Origin of the sequence: Streptomyces sp. H27-C3 (assembly GCF_030063415.1) — a bacterium.
Taxonomy (GTDB): Bacteria; Actinomycetota; Actinomycetes; order Streptomycetales; family Streptomycetaceae; genus Streptomyces.
Genome location: NZ_JASITA010000009.1, coordinates 167,067 through 187,289, shown reverse-complemented (window position 1 = coordinate 187,289; position 20,223 = coordinate 167,067). Strand labels below are relative to the sequence as shown.

Annotated in this window: 19 protein-coding genes; 3 read left to right on the top strand and 16 right to left on the bottom strand. The window is 68.4% G+C overall.

The annotated features are described in order from the left end of the window. Positions 1–32 precede the first annotated feature (32 nt). The 3 genes from QMK30_RS11690 to QMK30_RS11680 all read right to left on the bottom strand — a co-directional run bounded on the left by QMK30_RS11690 (position 33) and on the right by QMK30_RS11680 (position 4,217). On the bottom strand, positions 33–2,579 hold the full coding sequence (locus QMK30_RS11690) for an ATP-binding protein (RefSeq protein WP_283517411.1): 2,547 nt from the start codon (positions 2,577–2,579) through the stop codon (positions 33–35). A 236-nt stretch (positions 2,580–2,815) separates the two neighbouring features. After that, positions 2,816–3,139: an STAS domain-containing protein gene (locus tag QMK30_RS11685; protein ID WP_283517409.1), complete on the bottom strand. Its 324-nt coding sequence runs from the start codon at positions 3,137–3,139 to the stop codon at positions 2,816–2,818. A 229-nt stretch (positions 3,140–3,368) separates the two neighbouring features. Next, positions 3,369–4,217, bottom strand: coding sequence for a 3-hydroxyacyl-CoA dehydrogenase family protein (locus QMK30_RS11680; RefSeq protein WP_283517407.1), 849 nt, complete (start codon positions 4,215–4,217; stop codon positions 3,369–3,371). Between the two features lie 354 nt (positions 4,218–4,571). Between QMK30_RS11680 and QMK30_RS11675 the strand changes: the two genes are divergently transcribed. After that, on the top strand, positions 4,572–5,144 hold the full coding sequence (locus tag QMK30_RS11675) for a cob(I)yrinic acid a,c-diamide adenosyltransferase (RefSeq protein WP_283517406.1): 573 nt from the start codon (positions 4,572–4,574) through the stop codon (positions 5,142–5,144). A 10-nt stretch (positions 5,145–5,154) separates the two neighbouring features. On the opposite strand, the gene QMK30_RS11670 is transcribed toward QMK30_RS11675, so the two are convergent. Next, complete coding sequence (locus tag QMK30_RS11670; RefSeq protein WP_283517404.1) at positions 5,155–5,739, bottom strand: hypothetical protein; 585 nt, start codon at positions 5,737–5,739, stop codon at positions 5,155–5,157. Between the two features lie 274 nt (positions 5,740–6,013). On the opposite strand from QMK30_RS11670, the gene QMK30_RS11660 reads away from it, so the two are divergent. Together QMK30_RS11660 and QMK30_RS11655 are read left to right on the top strand one after the other, a co-directional pair. Next, positions 6,014–6,652, top strand: a complete 639-nt coding sequence (locus tag QMK30_RS11660) for a LuxR C-terminal-related transcriptional regulator (RefSeq protein WP_502963122.1) — start codon at positions 6,014–6,016, stop codon at positions 6,650–6,652. Between the two features lie 187 nt (positions 6,653–6,839). Beyond that, positions 6,840–8,666: a glycosyl hydrolase family 18 protein gene (locus QMK30_RS11655; RefSeq protein ID WP_283517403.1), complete on the top strand. Its 1,827-nt coding sequence runs from the start codon at positions 6,840–6,842 to the stop codon at positions 8,664–8,666. Positions 8,667–8,773: 107 nt separating this feature from the next. On the opposite strand, the gene QMK30_RS11650 is transcribed toward QMK30_RS11655, so the two are convergent. The 12 genes from QMK30_RS11650 to glyA form a co-directional block, all read right to left on the bottom strand. After that, entirely contained in the window at positions 8,774–9,220 is a 447-nt protein-coding gene (locus QMK30_RS11650; protein WP_283517401.1) for a DUF2550 domain-containing protein, read from the bottom strand. A gap of 125 nt (positions 9,221–9,345) precedes the next feature. After that, positions 9,346–9,720 (bottom strand): F0F1 ATP synthase subunit epsilon, encoded by a 375-nt coding sequence (locus QMK30_RS11645; RefSeq protein ID WP_283517400.1) that lies wholly within the window; start codon positions 9,718–9,720, stop codon positions 9,346–9,348. 110 nt (positions 9,721–9,830) lie between these two features. After that, positions 9,831–11,273, bottom strand: a complete 1,443-nt coding sequence (atpD, locus tag QMK30_RS11640) for a F0F1 ATP synthase subunit beta (RefSeq protein ID WP_283517398.1) — start codon at positions 11,271–11,273, stop codon at positions 9,831–9,833. Then, positions 11,273–12,214 carry a F0F1 ATP synthase subunit gamma gene (locus tag QMK30_RS11635; RefSeq protein ID WP_283517396.1) on the bottom strand — a complete coding sequence of 314 codons (942 nt, stop codon included), beginning with the start codon at positions 12,212–12,214 and terminating at the stop codon, positions 11,273–11,275. Before QMK30_RS11635 ends, atpD begins: the two co-directional genes overlap by 1 nt. 20 nt (positions 12,215–12,234) lie before the next feature. Continuing rightward, the gene (gene atpA / locus QMK30_RS11630) at positions 12,235–13,830 is read right to left on the bottom strand and encodes a F0F1 ATP synthase subunit alpha (RefSeq protein ID WP_283517395.1); all 1,596 of its coding nucleotides are present in this window, start codon (positions 13,828–13,830) and stop codon (positions 12,235–12,237) included. A 145-nt stretch (positions 13,831–13,975) separates the two neighbouring features. Beyond that, positions 13,976–14,791 carry a F0F1 ATP synthase subunit delta gene (locus tag QMK30_RS11625; RefSeq protein WP_283517474.1) on the bottom strand — a complete coding sequence of 272 codons (816 nt, stop codon included), beginning with the start codon at positions 14,789–14,791 and terminating at the stop codon, positions 13,976–13,978. Positions 14,792–14,793: 2 nt separating this feature from the next. Next, positions 14,794–15,336: a F0F1 ATP synthase subunit B gene (locus QMK30_RS11620; protein WP_283517394.1), complete on the bottom strand. Its 543-nt coding sequence runs from the start codon at positions 15,334–15,336 to the stop codon at positions 14,794–14,796. A gap of 41 nt (positions 15,337–15,377) precedes the next feature. Further along, positions 15,378–15,641, bottom strand: coding sequence for an ATP synthase F0 subunit C (atpE, locus tag QMK30_RS11615; protein WP_283517392.1), 264 nt, complete (start codon positions 15,639–15,641; stop codon positions 15,378–15,380). Between the two features lie 78 nt (positions 15,642–15,719). Next, positions 15,720–16,532: a F0F1 ATP synthase subunit A gene (gene atpB / locus QMK30_RS11610; protein ID WP_283517390.1), complete on the bottom strand. Its 813-nt coding sequence runs from the start codon at positions 16,530–16,532 to the stop codon at positions 15,720–15,722. Positions 16,533–16,757: 225 nt separating this feature from the next. Then, on the bottom strand, positions 16,758–17,195 hold the full coding sequence (locus QMK30_RS11605) for a Cg1360 family ATP-synthase-associated protein (protein WP_283517388.1): 438 nt from the start codon (positions 17,193–17,195) through the stop codon (positions 16,758–16,760). A gap of 266 nt (positions 17,196–17,461) precedes the next feature. Then, positions 17,462–18,829 carry an MraY family glycosyltransferase gene (locus tag QMK30_RS11600; RefSeq protein ID WP_283517387.1) on the bottom strand — a complete coding sequence of 456 codons (1,368 nt, stop codon included), beginning with the start codon at positions 18,827–18,829 and terminating at the stop codon, positions 17,462–17,464. Between the two features lie 105 nt (positions 18,830–18,934). Then, positions 18,935–20,194 (bottom strand): serine hydroxymethyltransferase, encoded by a 1,260-nt coding sequence (glyA, locus tag QMK30_RS11595; RefSeq protein WP_283517385.1) that lies wholly within the window; start codon positions 20,192–20,194, stop codon positions 18,935–18,937. Positions 20,195–20,223 lie beyond the last annotated feature (29 nt).

Below are 20,223 nucleotides of genomic sequence, written 5' to 3'. Positions count from 1 at the left end.
CACCCACCGCACCCCGCCCCCGCAACCACCCGCTAGATGACGGACCCCGCCCCGGACGCGCCACTGCTCACCGGCGCACCACTGCTACTCATCGACGCACTCGTAACCGGCGCACTCGCCGAGTCCGACGTACCCGGCTCGGCCGGCGGCGGAGGGGTCGTCGTAGGAGGCGGGGAGGACGAGGACGGCGGCGGACTCGACGGCGTCGTCGGGGGCGTGGAGGGCGAGGACGGCGGCGGACTCGACGGCGGCCGCGTGGACCCACCCCCACCCGGCGGCGGCTTCGAAGGCCCGGAGGACGGCGGCTTGCCAGGCGTCGAGGGATCCGACGGGCTGTCCGACGGCTTCCCGCTGGTCGACGGGTCACCGGGCGCCGCTCTTTCACCACTCTCGCCCGGCTCGGGACTGCCGGAGGTCCCCGGCGCGGCAGGGAAGCCCGGATCACCGGGGCGTTCGGTCGACCCCTGGGTCGGCCCGTCGGCCGGCAGGCCGTCCTGGCCGTCACCCTCGTTGGCCGACTGCTCCGACTTGACCTTGTCCGGCGAGCCCTCGCCCCCGGATGTCGCCCCGAGCGTCACCACCGTGCCGAGCACGGCCACCAGCAGCGCGCCCGCGCCGGCCGCCACCACATTGCGCCGCGCGCCATTGAGCACGCCGCGCCGCCCACCGCTCCCGGCGGACCCCGAGTGGTTGGTGACCAGGGTGCTGTCGCCACTCGTCACCGCGGCCCGCTCGGGCCTTGCGGGCAGCAGAAGCGGCACGACAGCGGCCGGTACGCCGCCGGGCGGCGACGCCGACTCCTCGTATCGCGCCGCGGGGACCTCTTCGCCCGAGGGCGTACGCCCGCCGGGCACCAGGGCGCCGGACCGGTCGGCGACCAGGGCGAGCGCCCTGCGGCCGGCGACGGTCCCACTCCTGTCGGCCAGCGCACCGCGCAGCGCGATGGAGGCCTCCAGCTCGGCGCGGGCCCGGTCAAGGCTCCCGGCGCACAGCGCGAGCACACCCAACTCGTGGTGGAAGTAAGCCTCTTCGGCGACCTCGCCGGCGATGCGCGCGGCCTCCTGCCCGATTCGCAGGGACCGCTCCCACGCGCCCCAGCAGAGTCCTGCGGCGAACGCGGGCGCTGCCGTACGGGCCAGCAGCACGCCGGCGCTGGGATGCCCGGACCCGGCGCCGGGCACCATCGCGGTCATCGCCGCCAGGACCGCGTCGGCCTCCGTCGCCGCCCGCTCGGGCGTGACCGAGGGATGCCCTGCCCACCAGGCGTAGTGCTGGGCCGCGGCGTGCGCCCGCTCCGCCAGGTCGTCGGCGTACCCGGCGGACTCCAGCTGGAGCGCCACACCGGCCGCCAGCCGGTGGCGCGCACCGACCGGCGAGAGCAGGCCGCAGCTCATCAGCTCGCCGAGCGCGGCATCCGCGTGGGTGTCCCCCACGAGAGCCGGCAGATGTGCCTGGTGCGGGACCTCGCCGCCGAGCGCGAGAGCGAAGCGCAGGGTGGCGCGGGCGGACTCGCTGAGCCGGGAGGCGAGCAGCCGCGCGGGCGCAGCGCCCTCCGCCAGCGTCGGCAGCGGCACGTCGTGGCCGTCCGCCGCGTCGAGGGGCGCGTCGACGGGCTGCTCGGTGAAGTATCCGTACTCGTCGAACGCGTTGGGGTCGGCGCGCAGCATGTCGCGCTGCACCAGCAGGGCGCCCGCCTGCACGAAGCGCAGCGGCAGCCCCTCGGACTCGAACCACAGGTCGCCCGCCCAGTTCGCCTCGTCGTCCGTGAGGGGCCGGTCCACGGCCCGCTCCAGGAGCTCCACGGTGGAGGCGCGGCCGAGGCCGGCGAGGAGAACCTCCTCGATGTGCGCGTGGGGCGAGGGCGCGGCGGTGTCCGGCGTGGTGGCGAGCAGGAAGGCGCACTCGGGCGTGGCATCGAGGAGTTCGTCGAGGGAGGTTCCGCCGAACTCCAGGTCGTCCAGGACGACGACGGCGCCGATGTCGTGGACCAGGTCGAGCAGTTCCGCGCGGTCGGGGCGGTGCAGTGGTGCGCTGTAGACGGCGGCGAAGAGCTCGTGAAGCAGATCACCGGGCGTACGACGGTGTCCGCTGAGGCGTACGACGGCATCGGGGGCGAGGTCCGCGCAGTCGCCGGCGACCGCGTCGAGGAGGGCCGTACGACCGGATCCGGGCGGTCCGGTCAGCCGGACCGAGCGACCGCGCGCCAGCAGCCGTCGGAGCCGCTCACGCTCCTCCTGGCGCTCCAGGAGCGGGCGCTCGGGCACGTCGGGGCCCGCCGGTATCGGCGGCCTGGACGCGCGCAGCAGCTCGGCGCGGTCGTCGGCGCCGTGCCGGGACGGGCGGGGCGGGCGCTCGCCGGGCGGGCAGGCCTCTATTTCGCTGCCGTCTACCGGATTGACGGTGAGCATCAGATCGCCCGAAACGAGCTGGACGGTGCGGACGAGGGTCGGTGACGGCTCCCCGAAGTCCGCCGTGAGCGCGTCTCGCGGTGGTCGGCGCGCGTCGTCACCGGCACTGCTCTCGCCAAGGTGATCGTTCTCGTGGCCGTACTCTTCCGGTCCCCTGATTATCGGGTCCATGGTCAAAGCCCCCCAGATGCGTGGCGTGCGGATGCCCCTCCCGGCCTTTCACACGCTCGCTGTCGCTTCTGGTCCGGTGCCCGCCGCATTTGGGTTCGTCATTCAGCAGGCGACCGAACCCTAGACCTTTGCTCAGTATCTATGAATGGGTGGGGTGCCACCCCGTCCTAGACGTCACAGTCTCGTGAGGATTGTGCGCGACGCGCCGTTCGCACAATTACTCCCCACCACGCCCGTCACACGCGAGGCAGTGACTCCGCCACGATGCCGCCCTCGATGGCGAGGATGCGGTGCAGCCGGGTGGCCACCAGCAGGCGCTGCATCTGCGGTGGCACACCGCGCAGCACGAGCCGCCGACCGGCCCGTCCGGCCCGCCGGTGGGCTCCCATGATGACGCCCAGACCAGTGGCGTCCCAGGAGTCCAGCTCGGTCAGGTCGAGCACCAGATCGCCGACGCCGCCGTCGACGGCCGAGTGCAGGGCCGTCCGGGCGTCCGCCGCGCTGCGAACGTCGAGGCGGCCCCCGACGACCAGCTCGACATGGTCGCCCCTGATGTGCATATGCGCTCCCCAAGAGTGCTCGGTGCTCGTATGTACCGGACGCAACTTCTCTACTGCTCTGTACTTCTCGTCACTTCTGCTGCGCGACGCGACTTCTCGCGCTTCTCGCACTTCTCTACTTCTGCTGAGCTCACTGCAACTGACTGCCCGGAAGGCAAAGAAGTTGCCGTCTGTAAGCGAACCGATACCGAATTCACTCCTAAGGGTGATCCCGGAGGAGTGATACGGCTCAGTGTTTGTAGAACCCTTGCCCGCTCTTGCGCCCGATGTCACCCGCGTCCACCATCCGGCGCATCAGCTCCGGCGGTGCGAACTTCTCGTCCTGCGACTCCGTGTAGATGTTGCTGGTCGCGTGGAGCAGGATGTCGACCCCGGTCAGGTCGGCGGTGGCGAGCGGGCCCATGGCATGGCCGAAGCCGAGCTTGCAGGCGATGTCGATGTCCTCGGCCGAGGCGACGCCCGACTCGTAGAGCTTGGCGGCCTCGACGACGAGCGCCGAGATCAGGCGGGTGGTGACGAAGCCGGCGACATCGCGGTTGACGACGATGCAGGTCTTGCCGACGGATTCGGCGAACTCCCGCGTGGTGGCGATCGTTTCGTCGCTGGTCTTGTACCCGCGCACCAGCTCGCAAAGCTGCATCATCGGTACGGGCGAGAAGAAGTGGGCACCGACGACCCGCTCCGGGTGCTCCGTCACGGCCGCGATCTTGGTGATCGGGATCGCGCTGGTGTTGGACGCGAGAATCGTGTCCGGGCGGACGATGTTGTCGAGCGCCCGGAAGATCTCGTGCTTGACCTCGAGCTTCTCGAAGACGGCCTCGACGACGATGTCGGCGTCCCCGACCGCGTCGAAGTCGGTGGTCGTGGTGATGCGGGCGAGCGCGGCGTCCGCGTCGGCGGCCTCCAGCTTGCCCTTGGCGACGAACTTGTCGTACGAGGCCCTGATTCCGTCCCGGCCGCGGGTCAGCGCGGCGTCGGTGACGTCACGCAGCACGACGTCCCAGCCCGCCTGCGCCGAGACCTGCGCGATTCCGGACCCCATGAGTCCGGCCCCGATGACGGCGAGCTTCCTGGCCACGACGTACCCCTTGATTCCCTTGGCCCCATTGCCTGTTCAATTCAGCCTCTTCGGCGGAGGTTAGCGCTCGTGAGGGGCCGTGTGGCGGCTAAGAGATGCGCGTCACGTCTCAGATGACGGACATCACACCGGGACGCCTCATTCGGTGTTGCGTACCGCATAGTTGAGCCCCCTTTCGCTCAGGAGTTCCCCTGCGCGGCCCATGACGACAAGGGCCTCACGGGACACCTCGGTCACCTCGCGACCCCCGGCCGTACCCCGGACGAACCGGCCGGGGACCCGGTGGGCGTGACGGTCGGCACACGCGTCTTGCGCGGGGCCGGCGCGAGGCCCGCACCGCCTACGCTCGGGTGCATGGTCAATCTGACGCGCATCTACACCCGTACCGGCGACCAGGGCACCACCGCCCTCGGCGACATGAGCCGCACCGCCAAGACCGATCTGCGGATCTCGGCGTACGCCGATGCCAATGAGGCCAATGCCGTCATCGGCACGGCGGTCGCCCTGGGGCAGCTCTCCGAGGAGATCGTGAAGGTCCTCGTCCGGGTCCAGAACGACCTCTTCGACGTGGGAGCGGACCTCTCGACCCCGGTGGCGGAGAGCCCCAAGTACCCGCCGCTGCGCGTCGAGCAGTCGTACATCGACAAGCTGGAGGCGGACTGCGACCACTTCCTGGAGGAGCTGGAGAAGCTGCGCAGCTTCATCCTGCCGGGCGGCACTCCGGGAGCCGCGCTGCTGCACCAGGCGTGCACGGTGGTGCGACGGGCGGAGCGCTCCACCTGGGCCGCCATGGAGGTGCACGGTGAGGTCATGAACGCGCTGACCGCCACCTACCTCAACCGGCTCTCCGACCTCCTGTTCATTCTGGCCCGTGCGGCCAACAAGGAGGTCGGAGACGTGCTGTGGGTCCCGGGCGGCGAGCGCTGAGGCCGCTCGCTCAGAGCTTGGTGGAGGAGCCGGGGCGCTCGGCCCCGACAGAGGCCGCGCCCGCCGGGGCCTTCTTCGGGAACAGCGTGTACGCCCCCGCGATGACCACGTTGATGCCCGCGAGCACGAGCATCCTGTACTGCCAGGTGCGCAGCGAGCCGATGTCGCCGTCTCCCCCGACGTACCAGATCGCGCTCTGGAGCAGACCGAGGGCGATCGCAGCCGCCAGGACCCAGCGGCCCGCGATCTTCCACTCGTTGACGGCGCGGGCCATCCCGTACTTCGGCGGTGCGACGGGGGCCGCTCCACCGAAGTAGCGGTGCGAGACCCGGGCATCGATCCACTTGATGGTGCGGTGGCCCATGACCAGCGTGAAACCGACGTAGACGGCGGCCAGGCCGTGCTTCCAGTCCGGCTCGGCGCCGTTCTTCAGGTCGATCGCCGTGACAACCAGCAGCACGACTTCGAGCAGCGGTTCCATGAGCAGCACGGCCGCTCCGGCGCGCGGCATCCTGGCCACGTACCGCAGGGCCAGTCCTCCGGCCAGCAGGACCCAGAAGCCGACCTCACAGATGACGATCAACGTGACGATCACGGTGCTCTCCTCCCGTTAACGCTCCAAGCCTGTCGCCCGCGCGGCCGTGCGGCGTCGTCGCCAGTGAGGAACCGTCACTGCATCCTTCGATGTACCGCGGGCTCACCCCGGACGGGGAGGACGCGGCCGGACGCACCGTGTTGGATGGTGAGGTGACCTGGTTCCCCCGCCCCCATCGTGACGACGTACTCCTGTCGGTGATCGGCCTGACCGGTGGAGCCCTGCTGTGGGTCTTGGGGCTGCACAACGCGGGGCACAAGAACCTGCTGCCGGACTGGACGGCCCTGGTGCCGCTCGTGGTGATGGCCTCCATGGAGCTGCTGCGCAGGTCCATGCCCCGTACGACACTGCTGGTCGGCACGCTCGCGACGGCGAGGCGGCGGTCCTCCTGGCGCGCGAGCTGCGCCCCGACCTGGTCCTGATGGATGTGCAGATGCCACGCCTGGACGGGGTCGCGGCCACCAGGCAGGTGGTCGCCGAGCAGCTCGCCGACGTCCTGGTGCTGACCACCTTCGATCTCGACGAGTACGTCTTCGGGGCGCTGCGCGCGGGTGCCTCCGGGTTCCTGCTGAAGAACACCGACGCGAAGGATCTGATCGAGGCGGTACGTACCGTCGCGCGCGGGGAGGGCCTGATCGCGCCCGCCGTCACCCGGCGGCTGATCGCGGAGTTCGCCGCGCCGTCGCCCGTACGATCGCCCAACGCCCCGAGCCCTGCGGCCCTGGACTCCCTCACCCGGCGGGAGCGCGAGGTACTCTCCTGCCTCGGCGATGGCCTGTCGAACGCGGAGATCGCCGTGCGGCTGACCATGGCCGAGGCCACCGTGAAGACCCACGTCAGCCGCCTGCTCGGAAAGCTTGAGCTGCGCAGCCGGGTGCAAGCAGCGGTGCTCGCTCAGGAGTCGGGTGTCTGAACGCCCGGCAAACTCAGCTGGTCCAGACCTCTTGACGATTGGTACAGACCTTCTTACGCTCACCGCACCGCAGTGGTGAGCCTGTCATGACAAAGAAAGTGCTCACCGGCGGCGCAGGTCCCACCTCCGTCATTGTTGGACCTCTCTCACGGGAGCACCCTTGAGTACTGCATCCCCCCTCCCACGCATGCGTCTGAGATCCAGAGCGACAGCCGGGCTCACCGCGCTGCTCGTCCCGCTCGCCGCCATGGTCGGCCTGGCCTCCCCCGCCGAGGCCGCCGAGTCCGCGACCGCCACGTACACCAAGAGCTCCGACTGGGGCACCGGCTTCGAGGGCAAGTGGACGGTGAAGAACACCGGCACCACGACCATCAGCTCCTGGACCGTCGAATGGGACTTCCCCACCGGCACGTCCGTGACGTCCGCCTGGGACGCCGATGTCACCAACTCGGGCAACCACTGGACCGCCAAGAACAAGAGCTGGGGCGGCAACATCGCCCCCGGCGCCACCGCGAGCTTCGGCTTCAACGGCAAGGGCGCCGGCTCCCCCAGCGGCTGCAAGCTCAACGGCGCTTCGTGCGACGGTGGTTCGGTGCCCGGCGACACCCCGCCGACCGCACCCGGCACCCCGTCAGCGAGCGCCATCACCAACACCTCGGCGCAGCTCGCCTGGACCGCGGCCACCGACGACAAGGGTGTCAAGAACTACGACGTCCTGCGTGACGGCGCCAAGGTCGCGACGGTCACCACGCCCGCGTACACGGACAACGCGCTCTCCGCGGGCACCGATTACTCGTACACGGTCCAGGCGCGTGACACCGCCGACCAGACCGGCCCGGTCAGCGGCGCCCGCGCCGTGCGGACCACCGGCGGGGGCACCGACCCGGGCCCGGGCCCGGGTGACCAGGTCAAGCTGGGTTACTTCACCGAGTGGGGCATCTACGGACGCAACTACCACGTGAAGAACATGGACACCTCGGGCTCCGCCGGGAAGATCACCCACATCAACTACTCGTTCGGCAACGTCCAGGGTGGCAAGTGCACCATGGGTGACGCCTTCGCGGCGACCGACAAGGCGTACACCGCCGACCAGAGCGTCGACGGCAAGGCCGACACCTGGGACCAGCCGCTGCGCGGCAACTTCAACCAGCTGCGCAAGCTCAAGGCCAAGCACCCCAACATCAAGGTGCTGTGGTCCTTCGGCGGCTGGACCTGGTCCGGCGGCTTCGCCGAGGCGATGAAGAACCCGGCGGCCTTCGCCGACTCGTGTCACAAGCTGGTGGAGGACCCGCGCTGGGCCGATGTCTTCGACGGCATCGACCTGGACTGGGAGTACCCCAACGCGTGTGGTCTGTCCTGTGACACCAGCGGCCCCGCCGTCTTCAAGAACATGATGCAGGCGATGCGCGGCAAGTTCGGTACCAACAACCTGGTCACCGCCGCCATCACCGCCGACGGCTCGGCCGGTGGCAAGATCGACGCCGCCGACTACGCCGGAGCGGCCGCGTACTCCGACTGGTACAACGTGATGACGTACGACTTCTTCGGCGCCTGGGCCGCGAAGGGCCCGACGGCCCCGCACTCCCCGCTGACGTCGTACGCCGGCATCCCGCAGGCCGGCTTCAACTCCGCCGACGCGATAGCCAAGCTCAAGGCGAAGGGCGTCCCCGCCAAGAAGCTGCTGCTCGGCATCGGCTTCTACGGACGGGGCTGGACCGGCGTGACGCAGAAGGAGCCGGGCGGCACGGCGACCGGCGCCGCGGCGGGCACGTACGAGTCGGGCATCGAGGACTACAAGGTCCTCAAGGGCAAGTGCCCGGCCAACGGCACCATCGCGGGCACGGCGTACGCGCACTGCGGCACCGACTGGTGGAGCTACGACACCCCGGCCACCATCGGCTCCAAGATGACGTGGGCGAAGAACCAGGGCCTGGGAGGCGCGTTCTTCTGGGAGTTCAGCGGTGACACCGCCAACGGCGAGTTGGTGACCGCGATCAACGAAGGTCTGAAGTAGTCACCACACAGCAGTAGTCACCACACAGCATGAAAAGCCGGGGAGACGAGCTACTGTCTCCCCGGTTTCGCTGTGCGTGGTGGACTGCGGGACGGTGGGCCGCGGGACTACGCCACGTTGACGCGCTGGCCGGGAGGCGCGGCCTCCAGCCAGGCGAGGAAGCCGGTCAGGGCGTCCTCGCTCATTGCCAGCTCAAGGCGCGTACCGCGGTGCGAACAGCCGAGGATGAAGGCGTCGGACAGCAGTGCCAGCTCCTCCTCACCCTCCGGAGAGCGGCGCGAAAGCACCTCGATGGACGCACGCTCAAGAGCACGGCGTGGGCGCGGGGAGTACGAGAAAACGCGGAACCAGTGGATCCGGTCGCCGCTGTAGCGGGCGACGCCGTACACCCAGCCCTTGCCCGAGAGATCGGTCTCCTCGGTGGTGTCCCAGCGCAGGCTGCAGTCGAAGGTACCGCCCGAGCGCTGGATCAGCCGTCGGCGCAGACCGAAAACGAAGAGCCCCACCAACACCAGTGCGACGATCAGGCCGCTCACGGACAGAGCGAGGAACATCTCCACCGACCTCCTCGCCTCATCCGGTAACAGAATCAGAACTTCGGATACATCGCCTCAGCCGCGACCCGCTCTGGATTATCCAGTACGGGCCGCGGCTGAGGGCAAATCTCTCGGCGCGGGACTCAGTGCCCCGCCACCGCGCGCAGTCGGACATCGGCGCGCCGCTCGGCGGCGGCGTCGTCGTCCGACTTGGCACGCTCCAGCGCACGCTCGGCGCGCTGGGCATCGATCTCGTCCGCAAGCTCCGCGATCTCGGCGAGCAGCGAGAGCTTGTTGTCCGCGAACGAGATGAAACCGCCATGGACGGCGGCGACGACGGTGCCGCCCTCGCTCGTACGGATCGTCACCGGGCCCGATTCCAGCACACCGAGAAGCGGCTGGTGACCGGGCATGACGCCGATGTCGCCGGACGTGGTGCGCGCGACAACCAGGGTGGCCTCGCCGGACCAGACGTTACGGTCCGCCGCGACCAGCTCGACGTGCAGCTCAGCAGCCAAGGTGGCTCCTCGGGTCACCACCCGGCGGTTCGGCCGGGTGTTGGGTCAATTCTAGGGGGCGTGCGGAGAGGGGCGGGACGTACCCACCCCTCTCCCTCGAGTCCGGGGACTCAGGAGACGCCGAGCTCCTTGGCGTTGGCCTTGAGGTCCTCAATGCCACCGCACATGAAGAACGACTGCTCCGGGAAGTGGTCGTAATCGCCGTCGCAGATCGCGTTGAACGCGCCGATCGACTCGTCGAGCGGTACGTCCGAACCATCCAGGCCCGTGAACTGCTTGGCGGCGTGCGTGTTCTGCGAAAGGAAGCGCTCGACGCGACGGGCGCGGTGGACAACAAGCTTGTCCTCTTCGCCCAGCTCGTCGATGCCGAGAATCGCGATGATGTCCTGGAGGTCCTTGTACTTCTGCAGGATTCCCTTGACCCGCATGGCGGTGTCGTAGTGGTCCTGCGTGATGTAGCGCGGGTCCAGGATGCGGGACGTCGAGTCCAGCGGGTCGATCGCCGGGTAGATGCCCTTCTCCGAGATCGGCCGGGAGAGCACCGTCGTCGCGTCGAGGTGCGCGAAGGTGGTCGCCGGAGCCGGGTCGGTCAGGTCGTCCGCGGGGACGTAGATCGCCTGCATCGAGGTGATCGAGTGGCCACGCGTCGAGGTGATGCGCTCCTGGAGCACACCCATCTCGTCGGCCAGGGTCGGCTGGTAACCCACTGCGGACGGCATGCGGCCGAGCAGCGTGGAGACCTCGGAGCCGGCCTGGGTGAAGCGGAAGATGTTGTCGATGAAGAGCAGCACGTCCTGCTTCTGCACATCGCGGAAGTACTCCGCCATGGTCAGGGCGGAAAGCGCGACCCGAAGACGGGTGCCCGGCGGCTCGTCCATCTGGCCGAAGACCAGTGCGGTCTTGTCCAGGACGCCCGACTCGGTCATCTCGTCGATGAGGTCGTTGCCCTCACGGGTGCGCTCGCCGACACCGGCGAACACGGAGACACCGTCGTGCAGCTTCGCCACACGCATGATCATTTCCTGGATGAGGACGGTCTTGCCGACGCCCGCACCACCGAACAGACCGATCTTGCCGCCCTTGACGTACGGGGTCAGCAGGTCGACGCACTTCAGGCCGGTCTCGAACATCTCGGTCTTGGACTCGAGCTGGTCGAAGGCCGGGGCCTTGCGGTGGATCGGCCAGCGCTCAGTGATCTGAGCCTCGGCGTCCGGGTCGTTCAGGATCTGGCCAAGGGTGTTGAAGACCTTGCCCTTGGTGATGTCACCCACGGGAACGGTGATGCCCGCGCCCGTGTTGGTCACCGCGGCCTGGCGGACCAGACCGTCGGTGGGCTGCATCGAGATCGCACGGACCACGCCGTCACCCAGGTGCTGGGCGACTTCGAGGGTCAGCAGCTTGCGCGCGCCGTCCTCGGCCGGGTCGTCGACCTCGACGTGCAGTGCGTTGTAGATCTCCGGCATCGCGTCGACGGGGAACTCCACGTCGACGACCGGGCCGATGATCCGGGCGACGCGGCCCGTGGCCGTGGCCGTCTCAACAGTGGTCGTCATTACTTTTCACTCCCCGCGGTCGCGTCGGCCAGAGCGCTGGCGCCACCGACGATCTCGCTGATTTCCTGGGTGATTTCGGCCTGGCGGGCCGCGTTGGCTAGCCGGGAGAGGCTCTTGATGAGATCCCCGGCGTTGTCGGTCGCCGACTTCATCGCACGACGACGGGCGGCGTGCTCGGAAGCGGCGGCCTGCAGCAGTGCGTTGTAGATACGGCTCTCGACGTAGCGCGGCAGAAGGGCGTCAAGGACGTCCTCGGCCGACGGCTCGAAGTCGAACAGCGGAAGGATCTCGCCCTTCGTGCTGCTCTCCTCCGCACCCGCGGCGGAAGCCGCTGATGTCACTGCGTCGAGTGAAAGCGGCAGCATCCGGTTGTCGATCGGGTTCTGCGTCATCATCGACACGAATTCCGTGAAGACGATGTGCAGCTCGTCGACACCACCCTCGGCCGTCTCCGTCCGGATGGCCTCGATCAGCGGTGCGGCCACATTCTTGGCATCCCCGTAAGTGGGGCTGTCGGTGAAGCCGGTCCACGACTCCGCGACCTTGCGCTCGCGGAAGCCGTAGTAGGCGACACCCTTGCGGCCGACGATGTACGAGTCGACTTCCTTGCCCTCGACACGGAGCCGCTCCCTGAGCCGCTCCGCCGCCTTGATGGCGTTGGAGGAGTAGCCGCCGGCCAGACCGCGGTCGCTCGTGATGAGCAGCACCGCGGCGCGGGTCGGCGCCTCGACCTCGGTGGTCAGGGCGTGCTTCGTGGTCGAGCCGGTCGCCACCGCGGTCACCGCGCGGTTGAGCTCGTTCGCGTACGGCATCGACGCCGTCACCTTGCGCTGCGCCTTGACGATGCGCGAGGCGGCGATCATTTCCATCGCCTTGGTGATCTTCTTGGTCGCGGTGACGGATCGGATGCGACGCTTGTAGACCCGGAGCTGCGCTCCCATGAGTCAGGTCCCTTCCGTCGTCACTTGGAGACGTTGACGGCCGGCGCGTCCTCGCCGAGGAGCTTGCCGTCCGAGGTCTCGAACTGCTGCTTGAAGGCCTTGATCGCATCGGCCACGGACTGCAGCGTGTCGTCGGACATCTTGCCGCCATCGGCGATCGAGGTGAGGAGCTCCTTGCGCTCGCGGCGCAGGTACTCCAGCAGCTCGGCCTCGAAGCGACGGATGTCCTCGACCGGTACGTCGTCCATCTTGCCGGTGGTGCCGGCCCAGACCGAGACAACCTGCTCCTCGACCGGGAACGGCGCGTACTGCGGCTGCTTCAGCAGCTCGACCATGCGCTTGCCGCGCTCCAGCGAAGCCTTGGAGGCCGCGTCCAGGTCGGAACCGAAGGCGGCGAACGCCTCCAGCTCGCGGTACTGGGCGAGGTCCACACGAAGGCGGCCGGAGACCTGCTTCATGGCCTTGTGCTGGGCGGAGCCACCGACACGCGAGACCGAGATACCGACGTTCAGCGCCGGGCGCTGGCCCGCGTTGAACAGGTCGGACTCCAGGAAGCACTGACCGTCGGTGATGGAGATGACGTTGGTCGGAATGAACGCCGACACGTCGTTCGCCTTGGTCTCGACGATCGGCAGACCGGTCATCGAACCGGCACCCATCTCGTCGGAGAGCTTCGCGCAGCGCTCAAGGAGACGCGAGTGCAAGTAGAAGACGTCGCCCGGGTAGGCCTCGCGGCCCGGCGGACGGCGCAGCAGCAGCGACACGGCGCGGTAGGCGTCGGCCTGCTTCGACAGGTCGTCGAAAATGATCAGGACGTGCTTGCCTGCGTACATCCAGTGCTGGCCGATGGCCGAACCGGTGTACGGGGCGAGGTACTTGAAGCCGGCCGGGTCGGACGCCGGGGCGGCGACGATCGTCGTGTACTCGAGCGCGCCCGCCTCCTCCAGCGCACCGCGTACGGACGCGATGGTGGAGCCCTTCTGGCCGATGGCGACGTAGATGCAGCGAACCTGCTTGTTCACGTCGCCGGTGCGCCAGTTGTCGCGCTGGTTGATGATCGTGTCGATCGCCAGAGCGGTCTTGCCGGTCTGACGGTCACCGATGATCAGCTGACGCTGGCCGCGGCCGATCGGCACCATCGCGTCGACGGCCTTGTAGCCGGTCTGCATCGGCTCGTGCACCGACTTACGGACCATGACGCCAGGCGCCTGCAGCTCGAGTGCGCGGCGGCTTTCGGTCGCGATGTCGCCGAGGCCGTCGATCGGGTTGCCGAGCGGGTCGACAACGCGGCCGAGGTAGCCCTCGCCGACGCCGACGGAGAGCACCTCACCGGTGCGCTGCACCGGCTGGCCCTCCTCGATACCGCTGAACTCGCCGAGGACGACCGCACCGATCTCCCGCTCCTCAAGGTTGAGGGCGAGACCGAGGGTGCCGTCCTCGAACTTCAGCAGCTCGTTCGCCATGGCCGAGGGAAGACCCTCGATCTTGGCGATGCCGTCGCCGGCCGCGCTGACCGTGCCGACCTCCTCGCGCGAGGCCGCGTCCGGCTTGTACGACTGGACAAAGTTCTCCAGTGCGTCCCGGATCTCATCCGGCCGGATCGTGAGCTCCGCCATCTGGGTTCCCTGCTCTCCTTGTTGGGCCCGAAGGTTCTAAAGGGGTCTGGGGTTCAACCCCCAGGAATCTTCTGCAATCTCTGCACGGCCCAACCGGGCCGCTGGTACTACTACGGGTATTGCGTGCTGTTCAGTTGGTGGCTGGTCAGCCGGCCATGCGGCGGGTCGCCTCTTCGAGGCGGTCCGCGATGGTGCCGTTGATGACCTCGTCGCCGACCTGCACCTGGATCCCGCCGAGGACCGTGGGGTCCACTTCGAGGTTCAGGTGCATCTGGCGGCCGTAAAGCTTCGCCAGTGCACCGCCGAGGCGCTGCTTCTGCTGATCGGTGAGCGGCACCGCCGAGGTGACGACGGCGACCATGCGGTCCCGGCGCGCCGCGGCGAGCTTGGAGAGGGATTCGAGTCCCGCTTCCAGGCTACGTCCACGCGGCTGAGCCACAAGACGGACCACAAGGCGCTCGGTTACCGGGTTGGCCTTGCCGCCGAGCAGGCTGCGCAGCAGCTCGCTCTTGGCGGACATCGAAGCCGACTTGTCGGTCAGCGCGGATCGCAGGCCGGTGTTGGAGGAGACGATCCGGCCGAACCGGAACACCTCATCCTCCACGTCGTCGAGCGCGCCGGTCTGCTGCGCCGCGGTGAGGTCGGCGGTGGCCGCCAGCTCCTCGATCGCGTCGACCAGGTCACGCGACTGCGACCAGCGGGACCGGACCATGCCGGAGACCAGGTCGGCAGTCTCGCCGCCCACCTGCCCGCTCAGCAGTCGCCCGGCAAGCTGGGCCTTGGCCTCGCCTGCCTGCGCCGGGTCGGTGAGGACCCGTCGCAGCGACACCTCGCGGTGGAGCAGCGCGGTTACGGCTGCCAGCTCGTCGGCGAGCTTCGCCGCGTCGACCGACGTGTTGTCGGTCAGCGCGTCGAGGCTCGTCCGTGCGGTGGCCAGTGCCTCGCGGCTCGCTCCATGCATCGTCATCGGGCCGCCTCGGCCTTCTCCTCGAGCTCGCCGAGGAAACGGTCGATGGTGCGGCTCTGCCGGGCGTGGTCCTCAAGGGACTCGCCGACGAGCTTGCCGGCCAGGTCGGTGGCGAGCTTGCCCACGTCCTGACGCAGCGAGTGCGCGGCCTGCTTGCGATCGGCTTCGATCTGCGTGTGGCCGGCGGCGACGATCTCATCGCGCTGGCGCTGGCCCTCTGCGCGGAGTTCTTCCTTCAGCGCAGTGCCCTGCTCCAGTGCTTCCTGGCGCATGCGGGCGGCCTCGTGGCGGGCCTCGGCGAGCTGAGCCTTGTACTGCTCGAGCACGCTTTCGGCTTCGATCTTGGCCGCATCGGCCTTCTCGATGCCGCCCTCGATCGCCTCGCGACGCTCTTCCAGAACATTGTTGATGTTCGGGAGGAGCTTCTTTGCGAGGAATCCGAAGACGATGACGAAGGCGATCAGGCCGATGACAAGCTCGTCGAGATGCGGGAGGAGGGGGTTCTGAGGCTCCTCCGCAGCAAGCCTAAGAGCGTTCACATCAGTGCCTTCCGTGAAAGGGGTTGGGCTGTCGGTCCGGCTTACTGGTAGACGAAGCCCATGACGATGCCGATGAGGGCGAGCGCCTCACAGAAGGCGAAACCCATGATCTGGTTGGTACGGATCAGGCCGGCCGCTTCGGGCTGACGGGCGAGGGCCTGGGTGCCGTTACCGAAGATGATGCCGACGCCGACGCCGGGGCCGATCGCCGCAAGGCCGTAGCCGATGGAGGCGACGTTGCCCACCACGTTGGTCTTGGCGGAGCCTTCAGCGGCGAGGTTGACGATGTCGAGAGCAGCGGACATGCCGTTACTTCCTTCTCTTTCACGGACCGGTGGGGGTTGGCCACCGGACGTCTGTTGGTTCTTGGGGGCGGGGCTGGCTCAGTGACTCTTGGCGAGCGCGCCCTGGATGTAGCTGGAGGCCAGGAGCACGAAGACATACGCCTGGACGGCCTGGATGAAGAGCTCGAAGACGGTCAGCATGATGACCATCACGAACGAGGCGCCGGCGTAGACGAAGCCGAGTCCGTTCATCAGGTACCAGGTCGCCAGCGAGAACATCACGATCAGCAGGTGGCCGGCGAACATGTTCGCGAACAGCCGGACCGCGTGGGTGAAGGGGCGGATCAGCAGGTTCGAGAAGAACTCGATGACCACGACCAGCGGCAGGATCCAGCCGAGCGACTTGTCGTAGCCGGTGATGTTCTTCCAGCCGCCGACGAAACCGTGCTTCTTGAAGGTCAGGCTGACCCACAGGACGTACACGATCAGCGCCAGGGCCGCCGGGAAGGCGATCAGCGAGCTCACCGGGAACTGGGCGAGCGGAATGATCGACCAGACGTTCAGAATCCAGACGAAGAAGAAGAGCGACACCATCAGCGGGACGTACTTCTCACCGTCCTTCTTACCGATGATCTCGTAGACGATCCCGCGACGGACGAAGTCGTAACCGGCTTCGCCGATCATCTGGATCTTGCCCGGCACCAGCTTCGGCTTGTTGAAGGCCGCCCAGAAGAATCCGACGATCACGACGGTGCCCAACAGGGCGAGCAGCATCGGCTTCGTGAACTCAAAACCGGCGACCGTGGCGATGGGCTCGTACAGGAACGTATGAAGCCCCGGCGCCGGGAACCCACAGCCGGAAAAGATGTGGCAGTTCGGGTCGAAGGCGAGCATCTGGGGGTCAGCACTCACCGCGGACTCCTTCAGCGTGGCGCATAGGTACGGCAACCTCGTTGTGTCGGCGCGGCGAGGAGCCGCGGTTCGGCACTGGACTGGTGTAACGGATGTGGGGGCGGCTCTCAGACATGGAGCCTCGCGATGGAACAGGCGTCAGCTCGGATGCCCGCGCCCGCAGTGCCGCAGTTGGCACCGGACGATAGCAGGGTCTCGAACGACTACTTATCCCGGCCCTACCCCTCACGACGAGGACTCCGACTTCTTGCTCTGATGAGCGGCGGAGGAGTCCGGTTCGACGTAGAGGATCTTGGCCTTGAGATAGGCGCGAGCCTGGGCCCCGATCCACACAACCGTCGCCGCGACCAGCGAAATGGCGAAGGCCTTGGGATTGAACAATGTGGTGTCCTGCAACACCGCCATGAGGACGAAGATCAGCAGCAGTTGGGCCGTGTAGAGCAAAAGCCCCATGGCCTGGAACAGCTGCGGATACGACTTCGCCGTTCGCTGGAGTACGACCAGCCCGATTCCCATGAACAGGACGGCCACCAGGGTGCCGACAATCGCGCCGAGCGCTCCCTTGCCACCGGCGACCACGGCACTGATGGCAACGGCGACCGCGCCGGCGACAGTGGCGGGTACGGCGGCTTGGAGGAGAGTCCGGGCGTCGTTGGACGGCATGGCGGCAGCTCCGCTTACTAATGGGGGGCAGGTAGGTGTCGTCATGGACGAGCGTAGGCCCGGGCCGAGGTCTCACCTCTGGCCAATAGACCGTCGCACTACGGTCTTTCGGCTCTGTCTCCGGGTCTCGTGAACGGTATCACAAACTATTTGATGAGGTCTTTACCAAGAAAGTGTGCCGCCTGTCACACATGAGAGTGACTCTGCCCTTCTGTGCAGGACAGGCCGACCCTTTGTCTGCTATTGGCACTTGGTGCGGCAAATCATCAATGCGGGGTCTTGGTTCCCGGCCGATGAGGGAACCGAGGTCGGTGCCCGAGCGCCGTCGCCCCGTTGACGCCCGCCGGCACCGGCGGCCCCTCAGGCCCCTCAGCTTCCGTCTCCTCACCGGACTCCGCGATCTCCCCTGCTTCCTGGACGCTCTGGGGCGAGGACGCGTCGGAGGACACCGTGGCGAGTGCCTTGCGCCGCCTGCGGTAGCGCGGCGGCAGGAACGCCTCTGCCCAGCGCGGGGCGCGCGGGGTGAACCGCGGCAGGAGCAGCAGCACCAGCCCGACCGCGCTCAGCGCGACGATGGCCAGCACGATCCACATGCTCGCCGAGTGCACCGAGTAGGCGACGGCGCCGAAGGCGATCAGGGCCGACCAGAAGTACATGATCAGCACCGCCCTGCTGTGCGAGTGGCCGATCTCCAGCAGCCGGTGGTGCAGGTGCCCGCGGTCGGCGGCGAACGGCGACTGACCCTGCCAGGTGCGCCGCACCACCGCGAGGAGCAGATCGGCGATCGGGATGGCGGTGATCGTCAGCGGCAGCAGCAGCGGGATGAAGACGGGCAGCATCGCGTGCGTGGCCTCGCGCGAACTGCCGGTGAACAGCTTGAGCGCGTCCGAGTCGACCTGGCCGGTGACCGAGACCGCGCCCGCCGCGAGCACCAGGCCGATGAGCATCGACCCGGAGTCGCCCATGAAGATTCTCGCCGGATGCATGTTGTGCGGCAGGAAGCCCAGGCACATGCCCATCAGGATCGCGGCGAAGAGGGTGGCCGGCGCCGCCTCCTCGATTCCGTACCCGTACCAGATCCGGTAGGCGTACATGAAGAACGCCGCCGAGGCGATGCAGACCATGCCGGCCGCCAGGCCGTCCAGGCCGTCCACGAAGTTCACCGCGTTGATGGTGATGAGCACCAGCGCCACGGTCAGCAGATTGCCCTGCCAGGCCGTCACCGAGACCGGGCCGACGCCGGGGATCGGCAGCCACAGGATCGTCAGGCCCTGCGCGACCATCACACCCGCGGCGATGAACTGACCGCCCAGCTTGATCAACGCGTCCAGCTCGAACTTGTCGTCGAGGACGCCGATGATCCAGATCACCGCGGCGCCCGACAACAGGGCACGCGGCTCGTTCGACAGCTCGAAGACACCGTTGAGGTTCTGGAGGTTGTCCGCGACCAGCAGACCCGCGCACAGACCGCCGAACATGGCGATGCCTCCGAGCCGCGGTGTCGGTTCCCGGTGTACGTCACGGGCACGGATCTCCGGCATCGCGCCGATCGCGATGGCGAACTTCCGCACCGGCCCGGTCAGCAGATAAGTCACTGCCGCCGTGACACAAAGCGTCAGCAGATATTCACGCACGGGCTGCCCCACAGATATCGCCGGCCGTCTCAGCCCCACACACTAGCTTCGCGACCACATGCTCCAGGACATTCGAGTACCCGTTGATGGTTGCACGACGTAGGTCTACTGGGCATATGGCGGAAATCGTCCGACAAGTTCCTGTACTTCCGGCAGCGCTCTGCGCTCTTCCCGCACGGCTTGCGAAAAGAGGACGGCGATGCGCGCCATCTCGACCTCGCCCATTCCCTGCGTGGTGACGGCCGCCGTGCCCAGCCGAATACCGCGCTCTTCGCCGTACGGAAGGGCGCAGGTGTCGAGGACCAGCCCGGCCGCCGCCAGCCGGCCGCGGGCCACGCGGCCCTCGACGCCCAGCGGGGAGGTGTCCACGGTGATGAGGTGGGTGTCCGTGCCGCCTGTGGTGATCACGAAGCCCTCGGCCGCCAGTCCCTCGGCGAGCGCCCGTGCGTTGGCGACCACTTGATGGGCGTACGTCGTGAAGGCCGGCGCCGCCGCCTCACCGAAGGCGACGGCCTTCGCGGCGATCGTGTGCATCTGGGCGCCGCCCTGGGTGAAGGGGAAAACCGCCCGGTCGATGCGCTCGGCGAGCTCGGCGCCGCACAGGATCATGCCGCCGCGCGGGCCGCGCAGCACCTTGTGCGTGGTGGCGCACACGACATCGGCGTACGGCACGGGGCTCGGCGCCGCTCCCCCCGCGACCAGGCCGATCGGGTGCGCCGCGTCCGCGATCAGATACGCGCCGACCTCGTCGGCGATGTCGCGGAAGCGCCGGTAGTCCGGGTGGCGGGGGTAGGCGATGGAGCCCACCACGATCGCCCTGGGGCGGTGCGCATGGGCGAGGAGGCGTACCTGCTCGTAGTCGATCAGGCCGGATTCGGCGTCGACGCCGTAGCCGATGAACTCGAACCAGCGGCCGGAGAAATTGGCCGGGGAACCGTGCGTCAGATGTCCCCCGTACGGGAGCCCCATGGCCAGCACCGTGTCACCGGGGCGCAGCAGCGCGGCGTACGCGGCGAGGACCGCGGAGGAGCCGGAGTGCGGCTGGACATTGGCGTGCTCGGCGCCGAAGAGCCCGGTGGCGCGGTTGGTGGCGATGCGCTCGGCCACGTCGACCAGCTCGCAGCCGCCGTGGTGGCGGGCGCCGGGATAGCCCTCGGCGTACTTGTTGGTGAGGGGGGAGCCCAGCGCGGCGAGGACGGCGGGCGAGGTGAAGTTCTCCGCGGCGATCAGCTGGAGTCCGGCGGCCTCGCGGCGCAGTTCGCCGAGGATGACATCGGCGATCTCCGGGTCCTGGCGGCGCAGGTCGTCGAAGCCGGGCCCGTGGGCGATGTGCGGCGACTGGACGGGTGCGTTGGTGACCGGCATGTCGGGCTCCGGGCCTGGCTGAAGGGGGC